This window comes from Bradyrhizobium sp. TM233 (assembly GCF_036247965.1).
In the GTDB taxonomy this organism is placed as follows: Bacteria; Pseudomonadota; Alphaproteobacteria; order Rhizobiales; family Xanthobacteraceae; genus Bradyrhizobium; species Bradyrhizobium ottawaense.
The window spans coordinates 243,190-262,769 of the sequence record NZ_BTIG01000004.1 but is presented as its reverse complement, the minus strand read 5'-3'; the positions used below and the strand labels follow the sequence as shown (position 1 = coordinate 262,769).

The following is a 19,580-nucleotide window of genomic DNA, read 5'->3' as shown; positions in this document are numbered from 1 at the left end:
TATGACAACCCTGACGGACGACACGCTGCCGGTGACCCCTCGCGCGATGCGCGACGAGATGATCGCTTTCGTAGTGATGGCGCTGCTGCTGGCATCGGTGCCATTTACCGGCGTCTACCCGTTCTTCGTGATGCAGGCACTGTGCTTTGCGCTGCTCGCCTGCGCTTTCAATCTGCTGATCGGCTATGGCGGCCTGTTGTCGTTCGGCCACGCCATGTTCCTGGGGACCGCCGGCTATTGCTGCGCGCATGCGCTGAAGGTGTGGGCGCTGCCGCCCGAGCTCGGCATCCTCGTCGGCATCGCCGCGGCTTTCGTGCTCTCGCTCATCACCGGCTATATCTCGATCCGCCGCCAGGGCATCTATTTTTCGATGATCACGCTGGCGCTGTCACAGCTGCTGTACTTCATCTACCTCCAGGCCCCGTTCACCCACGGCGAGGACGGCATCCAGGGCATCCCGCAGGGACACATGTTCGGCGTGTTCGATCTGTCCAAGCCGACGGTGCTCTATTACGTCGTGCTGGTCGGGTTCCTCGCCGGCTTCCTGCTGATCTTCCGTGTCATCAACTCGCCATTCGGCGAGGTGCTGAAGGCGATCCGGGAGAATGAGCCGCGGGCGATTTCGCTAGGCTACCGGACCGACCAGTACAAGTTCCTGGCCTTCGTGCTGTCGGGAACTCTGGCCGGTTTTGCCGGTGCGCTGAAGGTGTTCGTGGCGCAGAACGCCTCGCTCACCGACGTCCATTGGTCGATGTCGGGCGAGGTCGTGCTGATGACGCTGGTTGGCGGCCTCGGAACCATCTTCGGCCCCGTGGTCGGTGCCTTCGCGATCATCGCCATGCAGCAATATCTCGCCGGCTTCGGCCAGTGGGTGACGGTGATCCAGGGCTCGATCTTCGTAATCTGCGTGCTTACCTTCCGCCGCGGCGTCATCGGCGAAATCGCGCATTACTTCCGGCGATCGCTCTAACCAACTGATTCAAAAACGATTTCCCGGCCGCTTGAAAGCGGTGGATGATCCGGCTCCGCGCGCGCGAGATGACACGCGCGCGGATCGAAAATGGTCTATGACAGTTTCATGACGGCCCTGACAGGGCCGGGCCATTTCCAACCGGTAACCTACCCCCATGATGCGATGGTTTCGTGCTTTCCTGCCCAAGGAAGAACGGTTCTTTGACCTGTTCGACCGGCATGCCCAGACGGTGATCCAGGGCTCCATCGCGCTCCAGGGCATGCTGAACGGGGGCGAGGAGACGCCGGTCTATTGCCAGCGCGTCAACCAGTTCGAGAATGATGCCGACAACATCACCCGCGAGGTGCTGACGGCGGTGCGCCGCACCTTCATCACCCCGTTCGACCGCGGCGACATCAAGAACCTGATCACGTCGATGGACGACGCCATCGACCAGATGCAGCAGACGGCCAAGGCGGTGATGCTGTTCGAGGTCCGCACCTTCGAGCCGCCGATGCGCGAGATCGGCGGGCTTCTGATCGAATGCGCCAATCTGGTCGGCCGCGCGCTACCGCTGATGCAGTCGATCGGCCCGAACGTCGCCATGCTGACCGCTATCACGGAAGAGCTGGGGAAGCTGGAAGGCCGGGTCGACGATCTCCACGACATCGGGCTGAAGGAACTGTTCCTCAAGCATCGCGATGGCAGCGCGATGGACTTCATCGTCGGCGTCGAGATCTACGACCACCTCGAGAAGGTGGCGGATCGCTTCGACGACGTTGCGAACGAGATCAACAGCATCGTCATCGAGCAAGTTTAGGGCAGGCCGCTGTGGATGCCGCGTTGGGTCTTCCCGTCCTGGTCGGCTTGATCGCCGTCGCGCTGCTGTTCGATTTCCTGAACGGCCTGCACGACGCCGCCAATTCGATCGCGACCATCGTCTCGACCCGCGTGCTGCGGCCGCAATTCGCGGTGATCTGGGCCGCGTTCTTCAATTTCGTCGCCTTCATGGTGTTCGGCCTGCACGTCGCCCAGACCATCGGCACCGGCATCATCGATCCCTCGATCGTCGACGCCCAGGTGATCTTCGCGGCCCTGGTCGGCGCCATCGTCTGGAACCTCGTGACCTGGGCGCTCGGCATCCCGTCCTCGTCCTCGCATGCGCTGATCGGCGGGCTCGTCGGCGGCGGCATGGCCAAGGCCGGGATCTCGGCTGCGGTGTGGAGCGGATTGACCAAGACGGTGCTGGCGATCGTGCTGTCGCCGCTGATCGGCTTCCTGCTCGCGATGATGCTGGTGGCGATCGTGTCCTGGGCCTCGGTGCGCTCGACGCCTTTCGCGGTCGATCGCGCCTTCCGTATCCTGCAATTCGCCTCCGCCTCGCTCTATTCGCTCGGCCATGGCGGTAACGACGCGCAGAAGACCATGGGCATCATCGCGGTGCTGCTGTATTCGCAGGGCCATCTCGGCAGCGACTTCTCGGTGCCGTTCTGGGTGGTGCTGTCCTGCCAGGCGGCGATGGCGCTGGGCACGCTGATGGGCGGCTGGCGCATCGTCCGCACCATGGGCCTGCGCATCACCAAATTGACCCCGATGCAGGGCTTCTGCGCCGAGACCGGCGGGGCCGCGACTTTGTTCATGGCGACCTATCTCGGGGTTCCCGTCTCCACCACGCACACCATCACCGGCGCCATCGTCGGCGTCGGTGCCGCCCGCCGCGTCTCGGCGGTGCGCTGGAACGTTGCCAGCTCGATCGTCTACGCCTGGGTGATCACGATCCCGGCCTCGGCCGTCGTGGCGGCGCTGACCTGGTGGGCGGTCGAGATCTTCGTCAGGTAACGAGCTTCAGCCCGACGATCCCGGCGACGATCAGCCCGATGCTGGCAAGGCGGAGGGCCGTGGCTGGCTCGCCGAACAGGATGATGCCCAGTGTTGCGGTGCCGACCGCGCCGATGCCGGTCCAGACCGCATAGGCGGTTCCAACGGGCAGGGATTTGAGTGCGAGCCCGAGCAGGATGACGCTGCCGGCCATGGCCGCGAGCGTGACGACGGACGGAACAGGCCTGGTGAAGCCCTCGGTGTATTTCAGGCCGATCGCCCAAATGATCTCGAGAAGGCCCGCGACGAACAGGATGCTCCAGGCCATGACGACCCTCCATTCAAGGCAGGGTCGTCCCCGCGTCTGACGTGCTGATGGCCGGGGAGGCCGTCCTCCCCCCAAGGCCAGTATGGCCAAGGCCGATATGGGGCTGGCCGGAAGGCTCCGCAATCACCAAATGAGGCTTGATCAGGCCCGTTTTCCCTGCCACACGCTCCCGCCATGTCCGACATCGCCACCACCACAGCCGAATCGCCGGCCCGTTCCCCGCTTGCCGCGGAAGTGGCGCGGCGGCGCACGTTTGCGATCATCTCCCATCCCGACGCCGGCAAGACCACGCTGACCGAAAAGCTGCTGCTGTTCGGCGGCGCCATCAACCTGGCCGGCCAGGTCAAGGCCAAGGGCGAGCGGCGCAACACGCGGTCGGACTGGATGAAGATCGAGCGCGAGCGCGGCATCTCGGTCGTGACCTCGGTGATGACCTTCGAGTTCGAGGGCCTCGTGTTCAACCTCCTGGACACGCCGGGCCACGAGGACTTTTCGGAAGACACCTATCGCACGCTCACGGCGGTCGATTCCGCCGTGATGGTGATCGACGCCGCCAAGGGCATCGAGGCGCGCACCCGAAAGCTGTTCGAGGTGTGCCGTCTTCGGGATATCCCGATCATCACCTTCATCAACAAGATGGACCGCGAGAGCCGCGACGTGTTCGAGCTGCTCGACGAGATCGAGAAGACGCTGGCGCTCGACACCACGCCGATGACCTGGCCGGTCGGACGCGGCCGCGACTTCCTCGGCACCTACGACGTCGTCAATGGCGGCGTGCGCCTGCTCGAAGGCGGCGGCGCCAAGACCGGCGCGGCGCAGCAGATCGAGATCGCCGAGCTCGCCAAGCTCAATGCCAATCTCGATGTCTCCGCGGTCAAGGACGAGCTCGAGCTCGTGACCGAAGCGTCAAAACCGTTCGACCTCGACGCGTTCCGCGAGGGCCATCTGACGCCGGTCTATTTCGGCAGCGCGCTGCGCAATTTCGGCGTCGGCGACCTCTTGGAGGGCCTCGGCAAGTTCGCGCCCGAGCCGCGCGCGCAGGACAGCGACCAGCGCAAGGTCGAGGCCACCGATCCGCGTATGAGCGCCTTCGTGTTCAAGATCCAGGCCAATATGGATCCGAACCACCGCGACCGCATCGCGTTCGCGCGCCTCTGCTCGGGCAAGCTCAGCCGCGGCATGAAGGCCAAGCTGGTGCGCACCGGCAAGAGCATGCCGCTGTCCAGCCCGCAATTCTTCTTCGCGCAGGACCGCTCGGTCGCGGACGAAGCCTTTGCCGGCGACGTCGTCGGCATTCCCAATCACGGCACGCTGCGCATCGGCGACACGCTGACCGAGGGCGAGGATTTCAACTTCGTCGGCGTGCCAAGCTTCGCGCCGGAAATCGTCCGCCGCGTTCGGCTCACCGACGCGATGAAGGCGAAGAAGCTGAAGGAAGCGCTGCAGCAGATGTCGGAAGAGGGCGTGGTGCAGGTATTCCGTCCGCGCGACGGTGCGCCGGCGCTGGTCGGCGTGGTCGGCGCGCTGCAGCTCGACGTGCTGAAGGCGCGGCTGGAGGCGGAGTATTCGCTGCCGGTCGAATTCGAGGTCAGCGAATTCCAGCTCGCGCGCTGGGTCTCCTCGGAGGACCGCAAGAAGCTCGACACCTTCATCGCCGCCAACACCTCCAGCATCGCCGACGATGTCGACGGCGATCCCGTGTATCTGGCGCGGAACGAGTTCTATCTCGGCTACACCAAGGAGCGTGCCGAGGGCATCGAGTTCACCAACGTCAAGGACGTCAAGAAGAAGGGGTAGGGGCGCCTGCCGCTCGTACGCGAGCATGTGAGCGCGCGCGCACTTGACGCGCTCATGGACAACGCCACTTTTACTCGTGATCTTGCGAGTTCATCCCATGTGGCGCGGCATTCTCGTCTTCATCCTGCTGGCGATCTCGACGACCACCGCCGACGCGCGCCCCCGCCAGATCAATCCGATCCCGTTCGCGCACGAGCCCTGCAGCGTGCTCGACGGCCGCCCCTGCACGCCGTCCTATTGCAGCCCGCTCGAGCCCGGTCCCTGCATTCCCGAGATCGACTATCCCTACGGCCAGAATCTCCAGCTCACCATCCAGAGCGTCCCATCAGAGGCCGATCGCGCCAAATATCAAAAGCCCGATCACGATCTCGACACGATCGGCGACCTCTTCGCCGAGTTGCGCAGCTGCTGGTCGCCGCCATCGGACAATGCGCGCGCGGGCATGCAGATGTCGGTGCGTTTCAGCTTCAACAGGGCCGGAGGCCTGATCGGCCCGCCGCGCCTCACATTCGCGACCGCCGGCGTCCCCGCCGACACCCGCACGACCTATCTGAAGGCGATCAACGCATCGCTGAATGCCTGCCTGCCGCTGAAATTCACTGGCGGGCTCGCCGGCGCCCTGGCCGGGCGGCCGATCGCGATCCGGTATGTCGACAATCGGCAGGTCGCTCAGTAGCGCGCGAGTTGCGGCCTGCGGTCAATCGATGATACGCCATTGGCGGGGGCTGCTTGAGGGGAGGATGTCGTGGGTCTGCTGGTCATGATCCTGGGGCTTGCGCTGTTTTTTGCGACCCATGTGTTCACCACCAAACGTGAGGCGCGCGCGCAGGCAATCGCAAGGCTGGGCGAGGGGACCTACAAGATCCTCTATGCCGTGGTCTCGCTCGCGGGGCTCGCGTTGATCATCTGGGGCTTTGCCCATTACCGCAGCTCCGGCTGGATCGACGTCTGGTATCCGCCGAAGGCGATGAAGCACATCACGCTCGCGCTGATGCTGCCCGCGGTCATCCTGGTGGTTGCCTCTTATCTGCGCGGCCGCATCTACGCGACGCTGAAGCATCCGATGCTGGCCGGCATCAAGCTGTGGGCGGCGGCGCATCTGCTCGCCAACGGCGATCTCGGCTCCATCATCCTGTTCGGCTCGTTCCTGGGCTGGGCGGTATACGACCGCATTTCGCTCAAGCATCGCACCGATAGCGGTGGCCCGCCGATCCCGGTGGGCGGCGTCAGCAATGATCTGATTGCAATCGTCGTCGGCGTCGTCGCCTATCTCGCGCTGGCCTTCGCGTTCCATCCGGTCGTAATCGGTGTTCCCGTGATCGGGGTCTAGCCGGTCAGCACAAGACGAAACCCGATGTCCATGCGCGGAAGGCAATAAGAGCAACAAGCCGAGGGCCCTTCGATGGACTGGTCGCAATCTCAGATCCCGCCGATGCGGTTCGAGGCGCGCTTTGGCGATCGGGTGGTGCCGGCCTTTTGCGACCGGCCGGCGAGCGTGTGGGAGATGATCGCGCAAGCCCGCGCCCGCAATGCCGATGGCGAGGCGCTGATCGCAGGCAATGTCCGGCTGAGCTGGCGGCAGGCCGCGGAGCAGGCTGCGCGGATCGCCGCGGGTTTCCGCAAGCTTGGCCTGCAGCGCGGCGACCGCGTCGCGATCCTGCTCGGCAACCGCATCGCATTTCCGCTGCTGCTGTTTGCTGCCGCGCATGAGGGGCTGGTCACGGTGCTGCTCAGCACGCGCCAGCAGAAGCCGGAGATCGCCTATGTCCTCGCCGATTGCGGCGCCAGGATCCTGATCCACGAAGCAGGGCTCGCAGAGCGGCTGCCCGATGCGCAGGAGGTGCCCGATGTGATCCACCGCATCGCCGTCGACGACGATCCGGCTCGCTCGCACTTCGCCGCGCTCGCCGACAACCCGCCGGCGCCAGCGCCGGTCGAGGTGAGCGAAGAGGACACCGCGATGATCCTCTACACCTCGGGCACCACAGGCAAGCCGAAGGGCGCGATGCTGGCCCATTGCAACATCGTCCATTCCTCGATGGTGTTCGTGTCCTGCCTGCAATTGACGCAAGCGGATCGATCGATCGCGGCAGTGCCGCTCGGCCATGTCACCGGCGTCGTCGCCAACATCACGACGATGATCCGCAGCAGTGGGGCGCTGATCATCATGCCTGAGTTCAAGGCGGCCGATTATCTCAAGCTCGCCGCGCGCGAGCGGGTCACCTACACGGTGATGGTGCCGGCGATGTACAATCTCTGCCTGCTGCAGCCCGATTTCGACAGCTACGATCTGTCGAGCTGGCGCATCGGCGGCTTCGGCGGCGCGCCGATGCCGGTCGCGACCATCGAGAAGCTCAAGACGACGATTCCCGGACTGAAGCTGATGAACTGCTACGGTTCGACCGAGACGACGTCGCCTTCGACGATCATGCCGGGCGAGCTGACCGAGAGCCACATCGACAGCGTCGGGCTGCCGTGTCCCGGCGCGCGCATCGTGGCGATGGATCCGGATGGGCGCGAGCTGCCCCATGGCGAGATCGGCGAGCTCTGGATCCAGAGCGCCTCCGTCATCAAGGGCTATTGGAACAACCCGAAGGCGACCGCCGAAAGCTTCACCAGCGGATTCTGGCACTCCGGCGATCTCGGCTCGGTCGATGCGGAAGGGTTCGTTCGCGTGTTCGACCGGCAGAAGGACATGATCAATCGCGGCGGGCTGAAGATCTATTCGGCCGAGGTCGAATCCGTGCTGGCCGGCCATCCCGCGGTGATCGAGAGCGCGATCATCGCCAAGGCCTGCCCGGTGCTGGGCGAGCGCGTCCACGCCGTGGTGGTGACACGCAGCCCGGTCGCCGACAGCGACTTACGGGCTTGGTGTGCGGAGCGTCTGTCCGACTACAAGGTTCCCGAGACAATGGCGATCACACCAGACCCGCTACCGCGCAACGCCAACGGCAAGGTGCTGAAGCGGCAGCTCCGGGAGCTCCTGGGCGCTTGAGCCGGGCAGGCGCCATCCGGGCTCTCCCGGGTGGTTAACGCCTTGATCGGGCTCGCTTTGCCTTGCCAGCGCCATATCGTTAGGGTACCCCGCCGCCACGTGGGGGACGGGATTCCTGACGCGAACGCTTCCGCGCGCGTACCCGGATGGGCATGGGATTAGCATAAGTGTCTGAATTATTTGACGAAGTCGACGAGGAAGTACGTCGCGAACAGCTCAAGAAGCTGTGGGATAGATATTCGATCTACTTCATCGCCCTGATGGTGCTGGTTGTGGCCGGCGTCGGCGGCTGGCGCGGGTATCAATATCTGGAGGCCAGGAAGGCCGCCGAGGCCGGCGCCGCCTTCGAGAAGGCCGCCGAGCTGTCCGACCAGGACAAGCATGCCGAGGCCGAGGCCGCCTTCACCGAGCTCGCCGCCAAGGCTCCCTCGGGCTATCGCACCCTGGCGCGGCTGCGTGCCGCGGCCGAGGCGGCCCCCCGCGACGCCAAGGCTGCTGCCAAGATGTATGACGACATCGCTGCCGACCGCAGCGTCGGTGGTGAGTGGCAGGATCTGGCCAAGGTCCGCGCCGCCGGCCTGCTGCTCGACAGCGCGTCCTATGCCGACATGCAGCAGCGGCTCGAGCCTTCCGCAGCGCCCAAATCGACCTTCCGCCACAGTGCCCGCGAGATGCTGGCGCTGTCGGCCTGGCGCAACAACGACATGACCGCGGCCCGCAAATGGCTCGACGCGATTAGCGAGGACGGCGAAACGCCGCCCGGCCTGCGCTCGCGCGCCGAGGCGCTCCAGGCCCTGCTTCCGCCCGTCGCCAAGAGCTGAGCAAAAAGAGCTGACGACGGGCCCTCAGACGTAAACGAGACACACAAGATGCGCCGTACGCCACGCTTGATCGCTGCCGCCGTCCTGATCGCCTTCACGGGTGTCCTGGGCGGCTGCTCCAGCTTCGATCCAAGCGACATGCTCGACTTTCTCGACACCAAGAAGAAGCTGCCGGGCGACCGCAAGCCGGTCTTCCCGGAGGGCGTGCCGGGCCTCGAGCAGGGCGTCCCGAAGGACATGTACAAGGGCGCGCAGCAACAGCAGCCCGATCCGAACGCACCTGCCGTCGCGGCTTTGCCCGCCGAGCCGCCGCCTGAGGCCAAGCCGGCGAAGGGAGCCAAGGCGAAGCACACAAGGCAGCCGGCCGCCGCAGCCGTCGCGCCCGCCGGCGAAGTCGACGGCGAGGCCCAGCCGGAGGCGGCGCCGGCCACGGCCGCTGCGCCGCCCAAGCACAAGATCGTCCGCAAGCGCACCACCGCACCGCCGCCGGATCAGCCGGTCCAGCAGGCGCAACCGACCCAGACCACGCAGCAGCAGACGCAGGGCGGCTTCCCGGCGCCGCTGCCGAGCGGCAGCTTCTCGCGCTAATAATTCCACCTGCATTGACAGGCGCAGCCCCGGCAGCGCACGAATGACCGATGTCCTTCACGATTGCCATTATCGGCCGGCCCAATGTCGGCAAATCGACGCTGTTCAACCGCCTGGTCGGACAGAAGCTCGCGCTCGTCGACGACCTGCCGGGCGTCACCCGCGACCGCCGCGAGGGTGAGGCGAGGCTCGGCGACCTCGAGTTCACCATCATCGATACCGCCGGTCTCGACGAGGGCGCCAAGGGCTCGCTGACCGCCCGCATGCAGGAGCAGACCGAGACTGCGATCGCGCAGGCGGATGCGCTGTTCTTCGTCATCGATGCCCGCGTCGGCCTCACGCCCACCGACCGCGCCTTCGCCGATTTCGCCCGCAAGGCCAACAAGCCCGTGCTGCTGGTTGCCAACAAGAGCGAGGGCAAGCACGGCGATGCCGGCGCGATGGAAGCCTTCGCGCTCGGCCTTGGCGATCCCATCCAGATCTCGGCCGAGCATGGCGAGGGCATGGGCGAGCTCTATGATGAGCTCGCCAAGCTGATGCCGGAGCCCGTCGACGACGACGAGACCGAGGACGACGAGCCGCTCACCGAGGAAGAGGCCGCGACGCGCCCGATCCGGGTCGCCATCGTCGGCCGGCCCAATGCCGGCAAGTCGACGCTGATCAACCATCTGCTCGGCGAGGAACGCCTGCTGACGAGCCCGGAGGCCGGCACCACGCGCGACTCCATCGCGGTCGAGATCAACTGGAAGGGCCGCGAGTTTCGCGTGTTCGACACAGCAGGTCTCCGCCGGCGCTCCCGCATCGAGGAGAAGCTGGAAAAGCTCTCGGTCGCCGACGCCCTGCGCGCGGTCCGTTTTGCCGAAGTCGTCGTGATGATGATGGATTCGCAGAACCGCTTCGAGGAGCAGGATTTGCGCATCGCCGATCTGATCGAGCGCGAGGGCCGCGCGGTGGTGCTCGCCGTCAACAAATGGGACCTGATGGAGAGCAAGGGGGGCGGCGCGATCTCGGGCCTGCGCCGCGATGCCGACCATTGGCTGCCGCAGATCAAGGGCGTGCCGATCGTCGCGGTCTCGGGCCTGATGGGCGAGGGCATCGATCGGCTGATGCAGGCAATCCAGGACGCCTACGCGCTCTGGAACCGGCGCGTGTCGACCTCGGCATTGAACCGCTGGTTCGAGCAGGCGGTTCAGGCCAATCCGCCGCCCGCCGTGTCCGGCCGACGGCTCAAGCTCAATTACATCACGCAGACCAAGGCGCGGCCGCCGAGCTTCGTGCTGTTCTGCTCGCGCGCTGACGCGGTGCCGCAGTCCTATCTGCGCTACCTTATCAATTCCATGCGCGAGACCTTTGAGCTGCCGGGCACGCCGGTGCGCATTACTCTCCGTGAAAAGGCCAATCCCTTCGCCCACAAGCGCAAGCGGCCGTCGTGAGTGACGGCGCCGGCGAGGCGACGGCGCAAGGCGCTGTGCCGGCGAGGCGCGGCGCGGTCGCCTTCATCTTCGTCACCATCCTCTTGGACATGCTCGCGCTCGGCGTGATCATGCCGATCCTGCCGAAGCTGATCGAGGGCTTCGTCGACAACGACACCGCGCATGCGGCCCGCATCTTCGGCCTGTTCGGCACCGCCTGGGCGCTGATGCAGTTCGTGTTCTCGCCGTTGCTCGGCGCGCTGTCGGATCGTTTCGGGCGGCGACCGGTGGTGCTGCTGTCGAATTTCGGCCTTGCCGCCGACTACGTGCTGATGGCGCTGGCGCCGTCCCTGGTGTGGTTGTTCGTCGGCCGCGTCATTTCCGGCATTACCTCGGCGAGCATCTCGACGGCCTTTGCCTATATCGCCGACATCACGCCGGCGGAGCGGCGCGCGGCGGTCTTCGGCCGGATTGGAGCGGCGTTCGGCGCCGGCTTCATCCTGGGGCCAGCGCTGGGCGGCCTGCTCGGCGATATCGATCCGCGCCTGCCGTTCTGGGCGTCGGCGGCCCTCAGTTTCGCCAATGCGCTCTACGGGCTGTTCGTCCTGCCGGAATCGCTCGCGCCCGACAAGCGCGCGCCGTTCCGCTGGAGGAGCGCCAATCCGGTCGGTGCGCTCCGCCTGCTGCGCTCCAATGCGGTGCTTGCCGCGTTGTCCGTCGTCAATTTCATTGCGCAGGTCGCGCATGTCGTGCTGCCCTCGACCTTCGTGCTCTATGCGACCTATCGCTACGGCTGGGATTCCAAGACCGTGGGACTGACGCTCGCGATGGTCGGCATCTGCGCCATGGTGGTGCAGGGGCTCGCGATCGGCCCGATCGTGCGCGTGCTCGGCGAGCGGAACGCGCTGTTGCTGGGCCTGTGTTGTGGCGCGCTCGGCTTCGTGGTCCTGGGCGCTGCGCCGACCGGGCCGCTGTCCTGGATCGGCATTCCCATTCTGGCGCTGTGGGGCATCTCGGGTGCCGCCTCGCAAGCGCTGATGACGCGGCTGGTCGCGCCCGATCAGCAGGGCCAGCTCCAGGGCGCGACCGCGAGCGTGCAGAGCGTGTCGCAGCTCGTCGGCCCGTTCCTGTTCACGCTGACCTTTTCCTATTTCATCAGCGCCGGCGCGCCGCTGCATCTGCCCGGCGCACCGTTCCTGCTCGCGGCTGTGCTGATGGTGGTCTGCGTAGCGATCGCGGTGCGGACGCTGGGTGGGGCGAAGACAGGATCGTAGTCTCGTAGGGTGGGGAAAGGCGCACAAGCGCCGTGCCCACCATCTCTCCGCGACTTCGAAGGGTGGTGGGCACGCTTCGCTTTGCCCATCCCACGACAGCGATTTCCATGGCCTCAAACGTGAATGCCCGGGACAAGCCCGGGCATGACGTCGGTGATGCTGTGCGCGACGCTACGCGGTCACTTCTTCACCAGCGGACAATCGCTGTCCTTGAGCGGCTTGGCCGCATCTTCCGCCGAGATCGTGGCGATCTGCTTGTAATAGTCCCACGGTCCCTTCGACTCCTCGGGCTTCTTCACCTCGAACAGGTAAGCCGGGATGAGGCGGCGGCCGTCCTGGCGCAGCGGGCCGTTGCCGAACAGCGGATCGTCGGTCGGCAGCTCCTTCATCTTGGCGACGACCTTGGCGCCGTCATGCGGATTGCCGCCGAGCGCATCCATTGCCTTGAGATAATGCAGCACCATCGCGTAGTTGCCGGCCTGCGTCATCGACGGCATCGCGTTCTTGTTGGCCAGCGCCGAGAAACGCTTGGACCATTCGCGGGTCTTGTCGTTCAGGTCCCAGTAGAACGATTCGGTGAAGGTCAGGCCCTGGGCGGTCTTCAGGCCCAGCGAATGCACGTCGTTGATGAACAGCAGCAATGCCGCGAGCTTCTGGCCGGCGGAGACGATGCCGAATTCGGCAGCCTGCTTGATCGAGTTCGTGGTGTCGCCGCCGGCATTGGCAAGGCCCACAACCTTGGACTTGGAGGATTGCGCCTGCAGCAGGAAGGACGAGAAGTCCGCGGTATTGATCGGATGCTTGACGCTGCCGAGCACCTTGCCGCCGTTGGCGGTCACGACCGCCGTGGTGTCGCGTTCGAGCGCGTGGCCGAAGGCGTAATCCGCGGTCAGGAAGAACCAGCTGTCGCCGCCGGCCTTGGTCAGCGCCTTGCCGGTGCCGTTGGCCAGCATGTAGGTGTCATAGGTGTAGGAGATCGTGTTCGGCGTGCAGGCCTTGCCGGTGAGGTCGGCGGAGGCGGCGCCGGAATTCAGCAGCACCGCATTCTTTTCCTTGACGAGGTTGCTGACCGCCAGGGCGACACCGGAGTTCGGCGTATCGGCGATCGCGTCGACCTTCTCGTTGTCGATCCACTGCCGGGCGATGTTGACGCCGACGTCGGGCTTGTTCTGGTGATCGCCGCTGATGACGTCGATTTTCCAGCCCTTCTTGAGCAGGCCGGAATCCTCGACCGCCATCTTGATCGCAACCACGGAATTGGGGCCGCCGATGTCGGCATAGAGGCTCGACATGTCGTTGAGCACGCCGATCTTGACGGTCTTGTCCTGCGCGTAGGCGGATGTTGCAAAACCGAAGGCGGCACAGGCCAGAAGGGCCGCGGAGCGGCGCGCGAACGTCGTCGTCATAAACGTTTCCTCCATTGTCAAATATGCGGACGGCTCTCTTGTGGAGCCTTGTTCCGGCTGATGGCTCTAGCCTGTCCCAGGGCCGGCGGCAATGCGCCTAAAGCCGGATGACGCTGCGTCGTAGCGTCATCCGTCCGTTAACTTTTGGGCAAAATGCGTTGAGACGCTATTTAAGCGCGTCCGATGTCAGCTTGAATTTCTGGATGCGCTTTCCGGTATCGACCTCGGCGGTATAGACGTTACCCCTCGCGTCGATCGCCATGGCATGCACCCAGTGGAATTGACCGGCGTTGCGGCCGTTGTGCCCGAAGCTGCCGACCACGCTGCCATCCTCGCGCTTGATGACCCTGATCTCGTTGTTCTCGCCGTCGGCGCTGAGCAGATAGGTCTGCTTCGGATCGGGCCAGATCGCGATGTCCCAGACCGCGCCGTTGCCGAGCGTGTTCTTCTCGAAGAAGAACTCCTTCACGAAGCCGCCGTCCTTCCTGAACACCTGGATGCGGTTGTTGATGCGGTCGCAGACATAGACGAGGCCGTCATTGGCAAGCTTCACGCAATGGACGGGATTGCCGAATTGCTGCGCGACCGGCGCCTTGGGATCGTAGGGCGCCTGCTTGTCGTCGTTGGGCTTGTTGCCATAGGCACCCCAGTGCCGCTTGTAGGCGAGTGTCGTCGCGTCGAACACGATGACGCGGCGGTTGCCATAGCCGTCGGCGACGTAGATCTCGTTGGCCTCCTTGTCGAGTGCGGTCTCGGCGGGCTTGCCGAGCTGCGTCGTGTCGTTGCTGCCGAGGCTGGGGGCGAACTTGCCGATCTGGGCGACGAACTTGCCGTCGAGCGTGAACTTCAAAATGGCGTTGTCGTTGTCGGCATTGCCGCCGACCCAGACGAAGCCGCGCTCGTCGACCTCGATGCCGTGCTCGCGGCCGACCCATTCATAGCCCTGGCCGGGACCGCCCCAGGACCGCAGCAGATTGCCGTCGACGTCGAATTCGAGCACGGGCGGCGCCGACACGCAGCATTTCGAGCGCGGCGGATTGAGGCTCGCGCCTTTCTCGTCGTCGGTGAGCGAGCGCGGGCGATGGATCACCCAGATATGGCCCTGCCAGTCGACCGTGATGCCGCCGACCTGGCCGAGGATCCAGTTGTTCGGCAGCTGCTTCGGCCAGGAGGCATCGACCGCGAAGGTCGGGACGTCGCCGGCGTTCGACGCAACCGGAAACGCGAAGGCCGCGATCAGAATGGAGAGAGCGTGACGTGCGAGCGCAGACGCAAAGCCTGCGCGATCATGCCATGGCGCCATGGCAACCTCCCTTTTTTGGCGCGCGGCTTGCTGCCGCTTGCGCGCGGGCAGTCAATCGCGGGGAGGCAGTCGAGTCAATCAGGCAAGGACATTACGCAGGCGAGCGGAAGCTCATCAGGCTGCGCGTCTTGTAGTCGTAGAACTTGCCGGTCTCGGTCCAGTCAGGTGCGCACATCGGCACGATGAATTCGGCGACCTGCTCGGGCGTGTCGAGTGTCGCAGGGTCTTCGCCCGGCATCAGCGTCGCGCGCATGCGGGTGCGGACCGGGCCGGGGTTGAACAGATTGACGCGCAGCTTCGTGTTCGCGGTCTCCTGCGCCCAGGCGCGCGCCAGTGTTTCCAGTGCGGCCTTGGAGGCGGCGTAGGGGCTGACATAGGCGGTCGCCTTGTTGGCAGCGCCCGAGGTGACGAACACGGCGCGGCCGGCGTCGGACTGCTTCAGCAGTGGCTCCATGCAGCGGATCAGCTGGAAGTTCGCGGAGACGTTGACGGCCATCACGTCGGTGAAGGTCTTCAGCTCGATATGACCGATTGGCGAGGAGGGGCCGAGCACGCCGGCATTGCCGACGAGGATGTCGAGCTTGCTGTAGCGTTCGTGGAGCCCTGCGCCGAGCCGCGCGATGCCGTCGGAATCGGTGAGGTTGAGCGGCACCAGGGTGGCGCTGCCGCCGTCTTTGCGGATCTCGTCGTCGAGCTCTTCCAGCCCGCCCTGCGTGCGCGCCACCGCCACGATATGCGCGCCGGCCCTGGCGAGCGCGATGGCTGTGGCATAGCCGATGCCGCGCGAGGCGCCGGTGACGAGAGCGATGCGGTCGGCGAGGGGTTTTGTCATGGCGGGGTTTTACAGGCGTGGATGGCTGGGACAAGCCCCCATCCGCATCTGTCATTCCGGGATGGTGCGAAGCACCAGACCTCAGATGCGCAATTGCGCATCGGGGAATCTCGAGATCCTCAGGTGCGCAATTGCGCACCACAGCTCGATGCTTCGCATCGCCCCGGGATGACGCTTTCAGCGTCAGCTCGCCTCCGCCAGCAGCGACAATTGCCGCGGCTGCTGCTCGGTCTGGGTCTGGTCGGTGAGGTGGGTCGGATAGGCGCCGGTAAAACAGTGATCCGAGAATTTCGGATTGGCGGGGTCGCGGCCGGGCTCGCCCATGGCGCGGTACATGCCGTCGATCGACAGGAAGGCGAGCGAGTCGGCGCCGATGATCTCGCGCATCTCCTCGAGCGAGTGCGTCGCGGCCAGGAGGCCGCCGCGATCGGGCAGGTCGATGCCGTAATAGTCGGGATAGAGGATCGGGGGCGAAGCGAGCCGGAAGTGCACTTCCTTGGCGCCGGCATCGCGCATCATGCGCACGATCTTCTTCGAGGTGGTGCCGCGCACGAGCGAGTCGTCGATCAGGATGATGCGCTTGCCTTCGATCGCGGCGCGGTTGGCCGAATGCTTCATGCGCACGCCGGATTCGCGGATCGCCTGCGTCGGCTGGATGAAGGTGCGGCCGACATAGTGGTTGCGGATGATGCCGAGCTCGAACGGCACGCCGGAATGCTGGCTGTAGCCGACCGCGGCGGGCACGCCGGAATCCGGCACCGGCACGACGACGTCGATCGGCACGTGGCTCTCGCGCGCGAGCTGCGCACCGAAGGCCTTGCGGACCTCGTAGACCGAGCGGCCGTGGACGATGGAGTCGGGACGGGAGAAATAGATGTATTCGAAGATGCAGGGACGCGGCGCCATCGGCGGGAACGGCTTGTGGATGTCCTGGCCGTTCTCGTCGAACACGATGACTTCGCCCGGCTCGATGTCGCGGATGAAGCGCGCGCCGATGATGTCGAGCGCGCAGGTCTCCGAGGTCAGAATCGGGCAGCCGTCGAGCTCGCCGAGCACCAGCGGGCGGATGCCGCGCGGATCGCGCGCGCCGACCAGCTTCTTGTTGGTCAGCGAGACCAGCGCATAGGCGCCCTCGATCTCGCGCAGCGCATCGATATAGCGCTCGATGAAACGGCTGCGCCGGGAGCGCGCAACCAGGTGCAGGATCACCTCGGTGTCGGTGGTCGACTGCATCATCGCGCCGTTCTTCACGAGCTCGCGGCGCAGCGTCAGGCCGTTGGTGAGGTTGCCGTTATGGGCGACCGCGAGGCCGCCGGCATTGAGCTCGGCGAACAGCGGCTGCACGTTGCGCAGGATGGTGGCGCCGGTGGTGGAGTAGCGGACATGGCCGACGGCCATATTGCCGGGCAGGCGGTCGATCACTTCGCGGCGGGAGAAGGTGTCGCCGACGAGGCCGAGGCGGCGTTCACTGTGGAAGCGGCTGCCGTCGTAGGAGACGATGCCGGCGGCTTCCTGGCCGCGGTGCTGAAGGGCGTGCAGACCAAGCGCGGTGATGGCGGCGGCGTCCGGGTGACCATAGATGCCGAAGACGCCGCATTCCTCGCGCAGCGTATCTCCTTCCAGGTCGTCCTGAACCTCTAGTGCGGCCGGGCCTGGGCCGGCGTTTGGATCGAGATCAAGTTGGGCGTCCTGGTCAGGGTATCGCATCTCGTCCGCGCCTCTCTTTAAGGGCAATCAACGCGCCGCAGGTTTCTCGATCAGTTTCTTCAAACTGTCACGAGCAGGTTTACTGTATCCGTCGCCACTGCCCGAAGGCTGCTGCTCGGATTCAGCTTGATCATCATCTGGTTTGTTTTTCTTGAATCTCTTCAAGATGGTGTTCTCGGGGTCGTCAGGCAAGAGGGCCATCAGCCAATCCCCGGTTCCCTGGAGCACCACGCGGGATTTGGCCCCCGTGACCCAGTCCGGGCGCTGCTTGTCCGGAACCAGCCAGGTGAAGAACAGGAAGGCGACCACCACGATCAAAAGCCCGCGAGCCAGGCCAAACAGGAAGCCGAGGGTGCGGTCCAGCGCGCCGATCCTGGAATCCAGGATCATGTCGGAGATCCGGACCGTGATCACGGAGACCACGACCAGGGTGCCGACGAAAACGCCGGCGACGACGACCACGCTCGCGACGGTATCGTTGTTGAAATAGCTCTTGGCGGTCGGCAGCAGCTTCGAGAAGGAGTACAGCGTCACGATCGCCGCAGCGCCCCAGGCCGCGATCGACAGGATTTCACGCATGAAGCCGCGGACCATCGCGAGCAGGCCCGAGATCAGCATCACACCGAGCAGGATCAGGTCGAGGAGTGTTACTGGCATCGGCTGGTCTGGTCCGCTCGTACGTCGAAGGTGCTCTAGCGAATCGGTGTTTGGCCGCTGCCCTAAAAGAGGGGCAGACGGCGTTCCCGGCAAGGCCGCAACCACGCAATCCCATGCTGCTTTTGTGACGGCTGTATAGCGGCGGGGGCCTCCGACGTCACCTCCACCTAACCCTCTCCACGGCGGAATCTTGCCGGTGTGGCATTTTTCTCTGCCGGCGCGTTCGATTCGCCCCGGCGGGAGCCGCGGGCGGCGATCTCGGCCACCAATGTCGTCAGGCTGTTGACCGCATTCAGCGTCAATCCGGCGTCACCGCCGGCATCGCCGCCTCGTGCCGATTCGGGCAGCACGGCGCGCTTGAAGCCGAGCTTGACCGCTTCCTTGAGCCGGGCCGGGGTCTGCGCCACCGGGCGGATGACGCCGGAGAGCGAAATCTCGCCGAAATAGACGGCATCCGTGGGTAACTGCGCGTTAACCAGGGACGACACCAGCGCGGCCGCGGCCGCCATGTCCGCCGCCGGCTCGTGGATGCGCAGGCCGCCGGCGACGTTCAGATAGACGTCATGGCCGGACAGCTTGACCCCGCAATGGGCCTCCAGCACCGCCAGCACCATGGAAAGCCGGCTCTGATCCCAGCCGACCACGGCGCGCCGCGGCGTGCCGAGCGAGGTCGGCGCCACCAGCGCCTGCAATTCGACCAGGACGGGCCGCGTGCCCTCGATGCCCGCGAACACTGCGGTGCCGGGCGTGCCGAGATCGCGCTCGGACAGGAACAGCTCGGAGGGATTTGTGACCTCACGCAGGCCAAGCCCCGTCATCTCAAACACGCCGATCTCGTCGGTCGGGCCGAAACGGTTCTTCACGGCGCGCAGGATGCGGAATTGCTGCGAGCCTTCGCCCTCGAACGACAGCACGGCGTCGACCATGTGCTCGACCACGCGGGGGCCGGCGATCTGGCCGTCCTTGGTGACATGGCCGACCAGGATGATGGCCGCGCCGGTCTTCTTGGCAAAGCGGATCAGCGCCTGCGCCGAGGCGCGCACCTGGGTCACCGTGCCGGGCGCGGACTCGACCGTGTCGGTCCACATGGTCTGGATCGAATCGATCACGATCAGCCGGGGCACCGCGCCCTCGGACAGCGTCGAGACGATGTCCTCGACCGAGGTCTCGGCCGCAAGCTGCACCGGCGCATCCGACAGCCCGAGCCGTTCGGCGCGCAGGCGCACCTGCGCGACCGCCTCTTCGCCGGAGATGTAGACGATGCGGTGGCCGGCGCGTGCCATCATGCTGGTGGCCTGCGTCAGCAGCGTCGACTTGCCGATGCCGGGATCGCCGCCGACCAGCAGCACCGAGCCGCGCACGAAGCCGCCGCCGGTGACGCGGTCGAGCTCGGTCATCCCTGAGGACAGGCGAGGCGCATCCTGGGTTTTCCCCGACAGGCTCTCCAGCGCAAACGTCCGCCCCTTGCGCTTGGAGCGGATCGACACCGGCACGCTGCCGGTCGCGTCCTCCTCGGCGAGCGTATTCCACTCGCCGCAGGACTCGCACTTGCCCTGCCAGCGGTTATAGGCCGCGCCGCAGTTCTGGCAGACGAAGGAAAGCGTGTTCTTGGCCATGGGGACAGATGAGTCGCGGTTTCGGGTTTGCTGATAGCACGGAAGGCCGATCGCCGGCGCTTCGATGATCTCAA

General features: G+C 65.6%; 18 protein-coding genes. 11 read left to right on the top strand and 7 right to left on the bottom strand.

The features are described from left to right. Position 1 precedes the first annotated feature (1 nt). From AABA86_RS12430 to AABA86_RS12420, 3 genes are all read left to right on the top strand, one after another. Positions 2–970, top strand: a complete 969-nt coding sequence (locus AABA86_RS12430) for a branched-chain amino acid ABC transporter permease (protein ID WP_028145064.1) — start codon at positions 2–4, stop codon at positions 968–970. A 157-nt stretch (positions 971–1,127) separates the two neighbouring features. Further along, positions 1,128–1,772, top strand: a complete 645-nt coding sequence (locus tag AABA86_RS12425; protein WP_014495845.1) for a DUF47 domain-containing protein — start codon at positions 1,128–1,130, stop codon at positions 1,770–1,772. 11 nt (positions 1,773–1,783) lie between these two features. Further along, positions 1,784–2,791, top strand: coding sequence for an inorganic phosphate transporter (locus AABA86_RS12420; RefSeq protein ID WP_212246303.1), 1,008 nt, complete (start codon positions 1,784–1,786; stop codon positions 2,789–2,791). Here AABA86_RS12420 and sugE read toward each other — a convergent pair. Continuing rightward, positions 2,784–3,098 carry a quaternary ammonium compound efflux SMR transporter SugE gene (gene sugE, locus AABA86_RS12415; protein ID WP_212246301.1) on the bottom strand — a complete coding sequence of 105 codons (315 nt, stop codon included), beginning with the start codon at positions 3,096–3,098 and terminating at the stop codon, positions 2,784–2,786. The genes AABA86_RS12420 and sugE overlap by 8 nt on opposite strands. A gap of 174 nt (positions 3,099–3,272) precedes the next feature. Here sugE and AABA86_RS12410 point away from each other — a divergent pair, with 174 nt between their 5' ends. The 8 genes from AABA86_RS12410 (at position 3,273) to AABA86_RS12375 (ending at position 11,985) form a co-directional block, all read left to right on the top strand. Further along, a complete protein-coding gene (locus AABA86_RS12410; protein ID WP_338306963.1) occupies positions 3,273–4,895 on the top strand; it encodes a peptide chain release factor 3 in 1,623 nt (540 codons plus the stop codon). 97 nt (positions 4,896–4,992) lie between these two features. Further along, a complete protein-coding gene (locus AABA86_RS12405; protein ID WP_212246297.1) occupies positions 4,993–5,571 on the top strand; it encodes a hypothetical protein in 579 nt (192 codons plus the stop codon). Between the two features lie 69 nt (positions 5,572–5,640). Continuing rightward, a complete protein-coding gene (locus AABA86_RS12400) occupies positions 5,641–6,225 on the top strand; it encodes an NnrU family protein (RefSeq protein WP_028145059.1) in 585 nt (194 codons plus the stop codon). Between the two features lie 72 nt (positions 6,226–6,297). Beyond that, the gene (locus AABA86_RS12395; RefSeq protein WP_338306961.1) at positions 6,298–7,890 is read left to right on the top strand and encodes a class I adenylate-forming enzyme family protein; all 1,593 of its coding nucleotides are present in this window, start codon (positions 6,298–6,300) and stop codon (positions 7,888–7,890) included. A gap of 167 nt (positions 7,891–8,057) precedes the next feature. Beyond that, a complete protein-coding gene (locus AABA86_RS12390; RefSeq protein ID WP_212246295.1) occupies positions 8,058–8,711 on the top strand; it encodes a tetratricopeptide repeat protein in 654 nt (217 codons plus the stop codon). Positions 8,712–8,759: 48 nt separating this feature from the next. Further along, positions 8,760–9,299: a hypothetical protein gene (locus tag AABA86_RS12385; RefSeq protein WP_338306959.1), complete on the top strand. Its 540-nt coding sequence runs from the start codon at positions 8,760–8,762 to the stop codon at positions 9,297–9,299. A 50-nt stretch (positions 9,300–9,349) separates the two neighbouring features. Beyond that, positions 9,350–10,732, top strand: coding sequence for a ribosome biogenesis GTPase Der (gene der / locus AABA86_RS12380; RefSeq protein WP_212246293.1), 1,383 nt, complete (start codon positions 9,350–9,352; stop codon positions 10,730–10,732). Beyond that, complete coding sequence (locus AABA86_RS12375) at positions 10,729–11,985, top strand: TCR/Tet family MFS transporter (RefSeq protein WP_338306957.1); 1,257 nt, start codon at positions 10,729–10,731, stop codon at positions 11,983–11,985. Before der ends, AABA86_RS12375 begins: the two co-directional genes overlap by 4 nt. Positions 11,986–12,164: 179 nt before the next feature. On the opposite strand, the gene AABA86_RS12370 is transcribed toward AABA86_RS12375, so the two are convergent. The 6 genes from AABA86_RS12370 to radA all read right to left on the bottom strand — a co-directional run bounded on the left by AABA86_RS12370 (position 12,165) and on the right by radA (position 19,506). Continuing rightward, positions 12,165–13,391, bottom strand: a complete 1,227-nt coding sequence (locus AABA86_RS12370; protein WP_212246291.1) for an ABC transporter substrate-binding protein — start codon at positions 13,389–13,391, stop codon at positions 12,165–12,167. Between the two features lie 166 nt (positions 13,392–13,557). After that, positions 13,558–14,694: a hypothetical protein gene (locus AABA86_RS12365; RefSeq protein WP_338306955.1), complete on the bottom strand. Its 1,137-nt coding sequence runs from the start codon at positions 14,692–14,694 to the stop codon at positions 13,558–13,560. A 91-nt stretch (positions 14,695–14,785) separates the two neighbouring features. Further along, positions 14,786–15,526 (bottom strand): SDR family NAD(P)-dependent oxidoreductase, encoded by a 741-nt coding sequence (locus tag AABA86_RS12360; RefSeq protein WP_338306954.1) that lies wholly within the window; start codon positions 15,524–15,526, stop codon positions 14,786–14,788. A gap of 183 nt (positions 15,527–15,709) precedes the next feature. Continuing rightward, the gene (gene purF / locus AABA86_RS12355; RefSeq protein ID WP_212246285.1) at positions 15,710–17,233 is read right to left on the bottom strand and encodes an amidophosphoribosyltransferase; all 1,524 of its coding nucleotides are present in this window, start codon (positions 17,231–17,233) and stop codon (positions 15,710–15,712) included. A 27-nt stretch (positions 17,234–17,260) separates the two neighbouring features. Continuing rightward, positions 17,261–17,890, bottom strand: a complete 630-nt coding sequence (locus tag AABA86_RS12350) for a CvpA family protein (protein WP_028145049.1) — start codon at positions 17,888–17,890, stop codon at positions 17,261–17,263. A gap of 167 nt (positions 17,891–18,057) precedes the next feature. Continuing rightward, positions 18,058–19,506 (bottom strand): DNA repair protein RadA, encoded by a 1,449-nt coding sequence (radA, locus tag AABA86_RS12345; RefSeq protein WP_212246283.1) that lies wholly within the window; start codon positions 19,504–19,506, stop codon positions 18,058–18,060. Positions 19,507–19,580 lie beyond the last annotated feature (74 nt).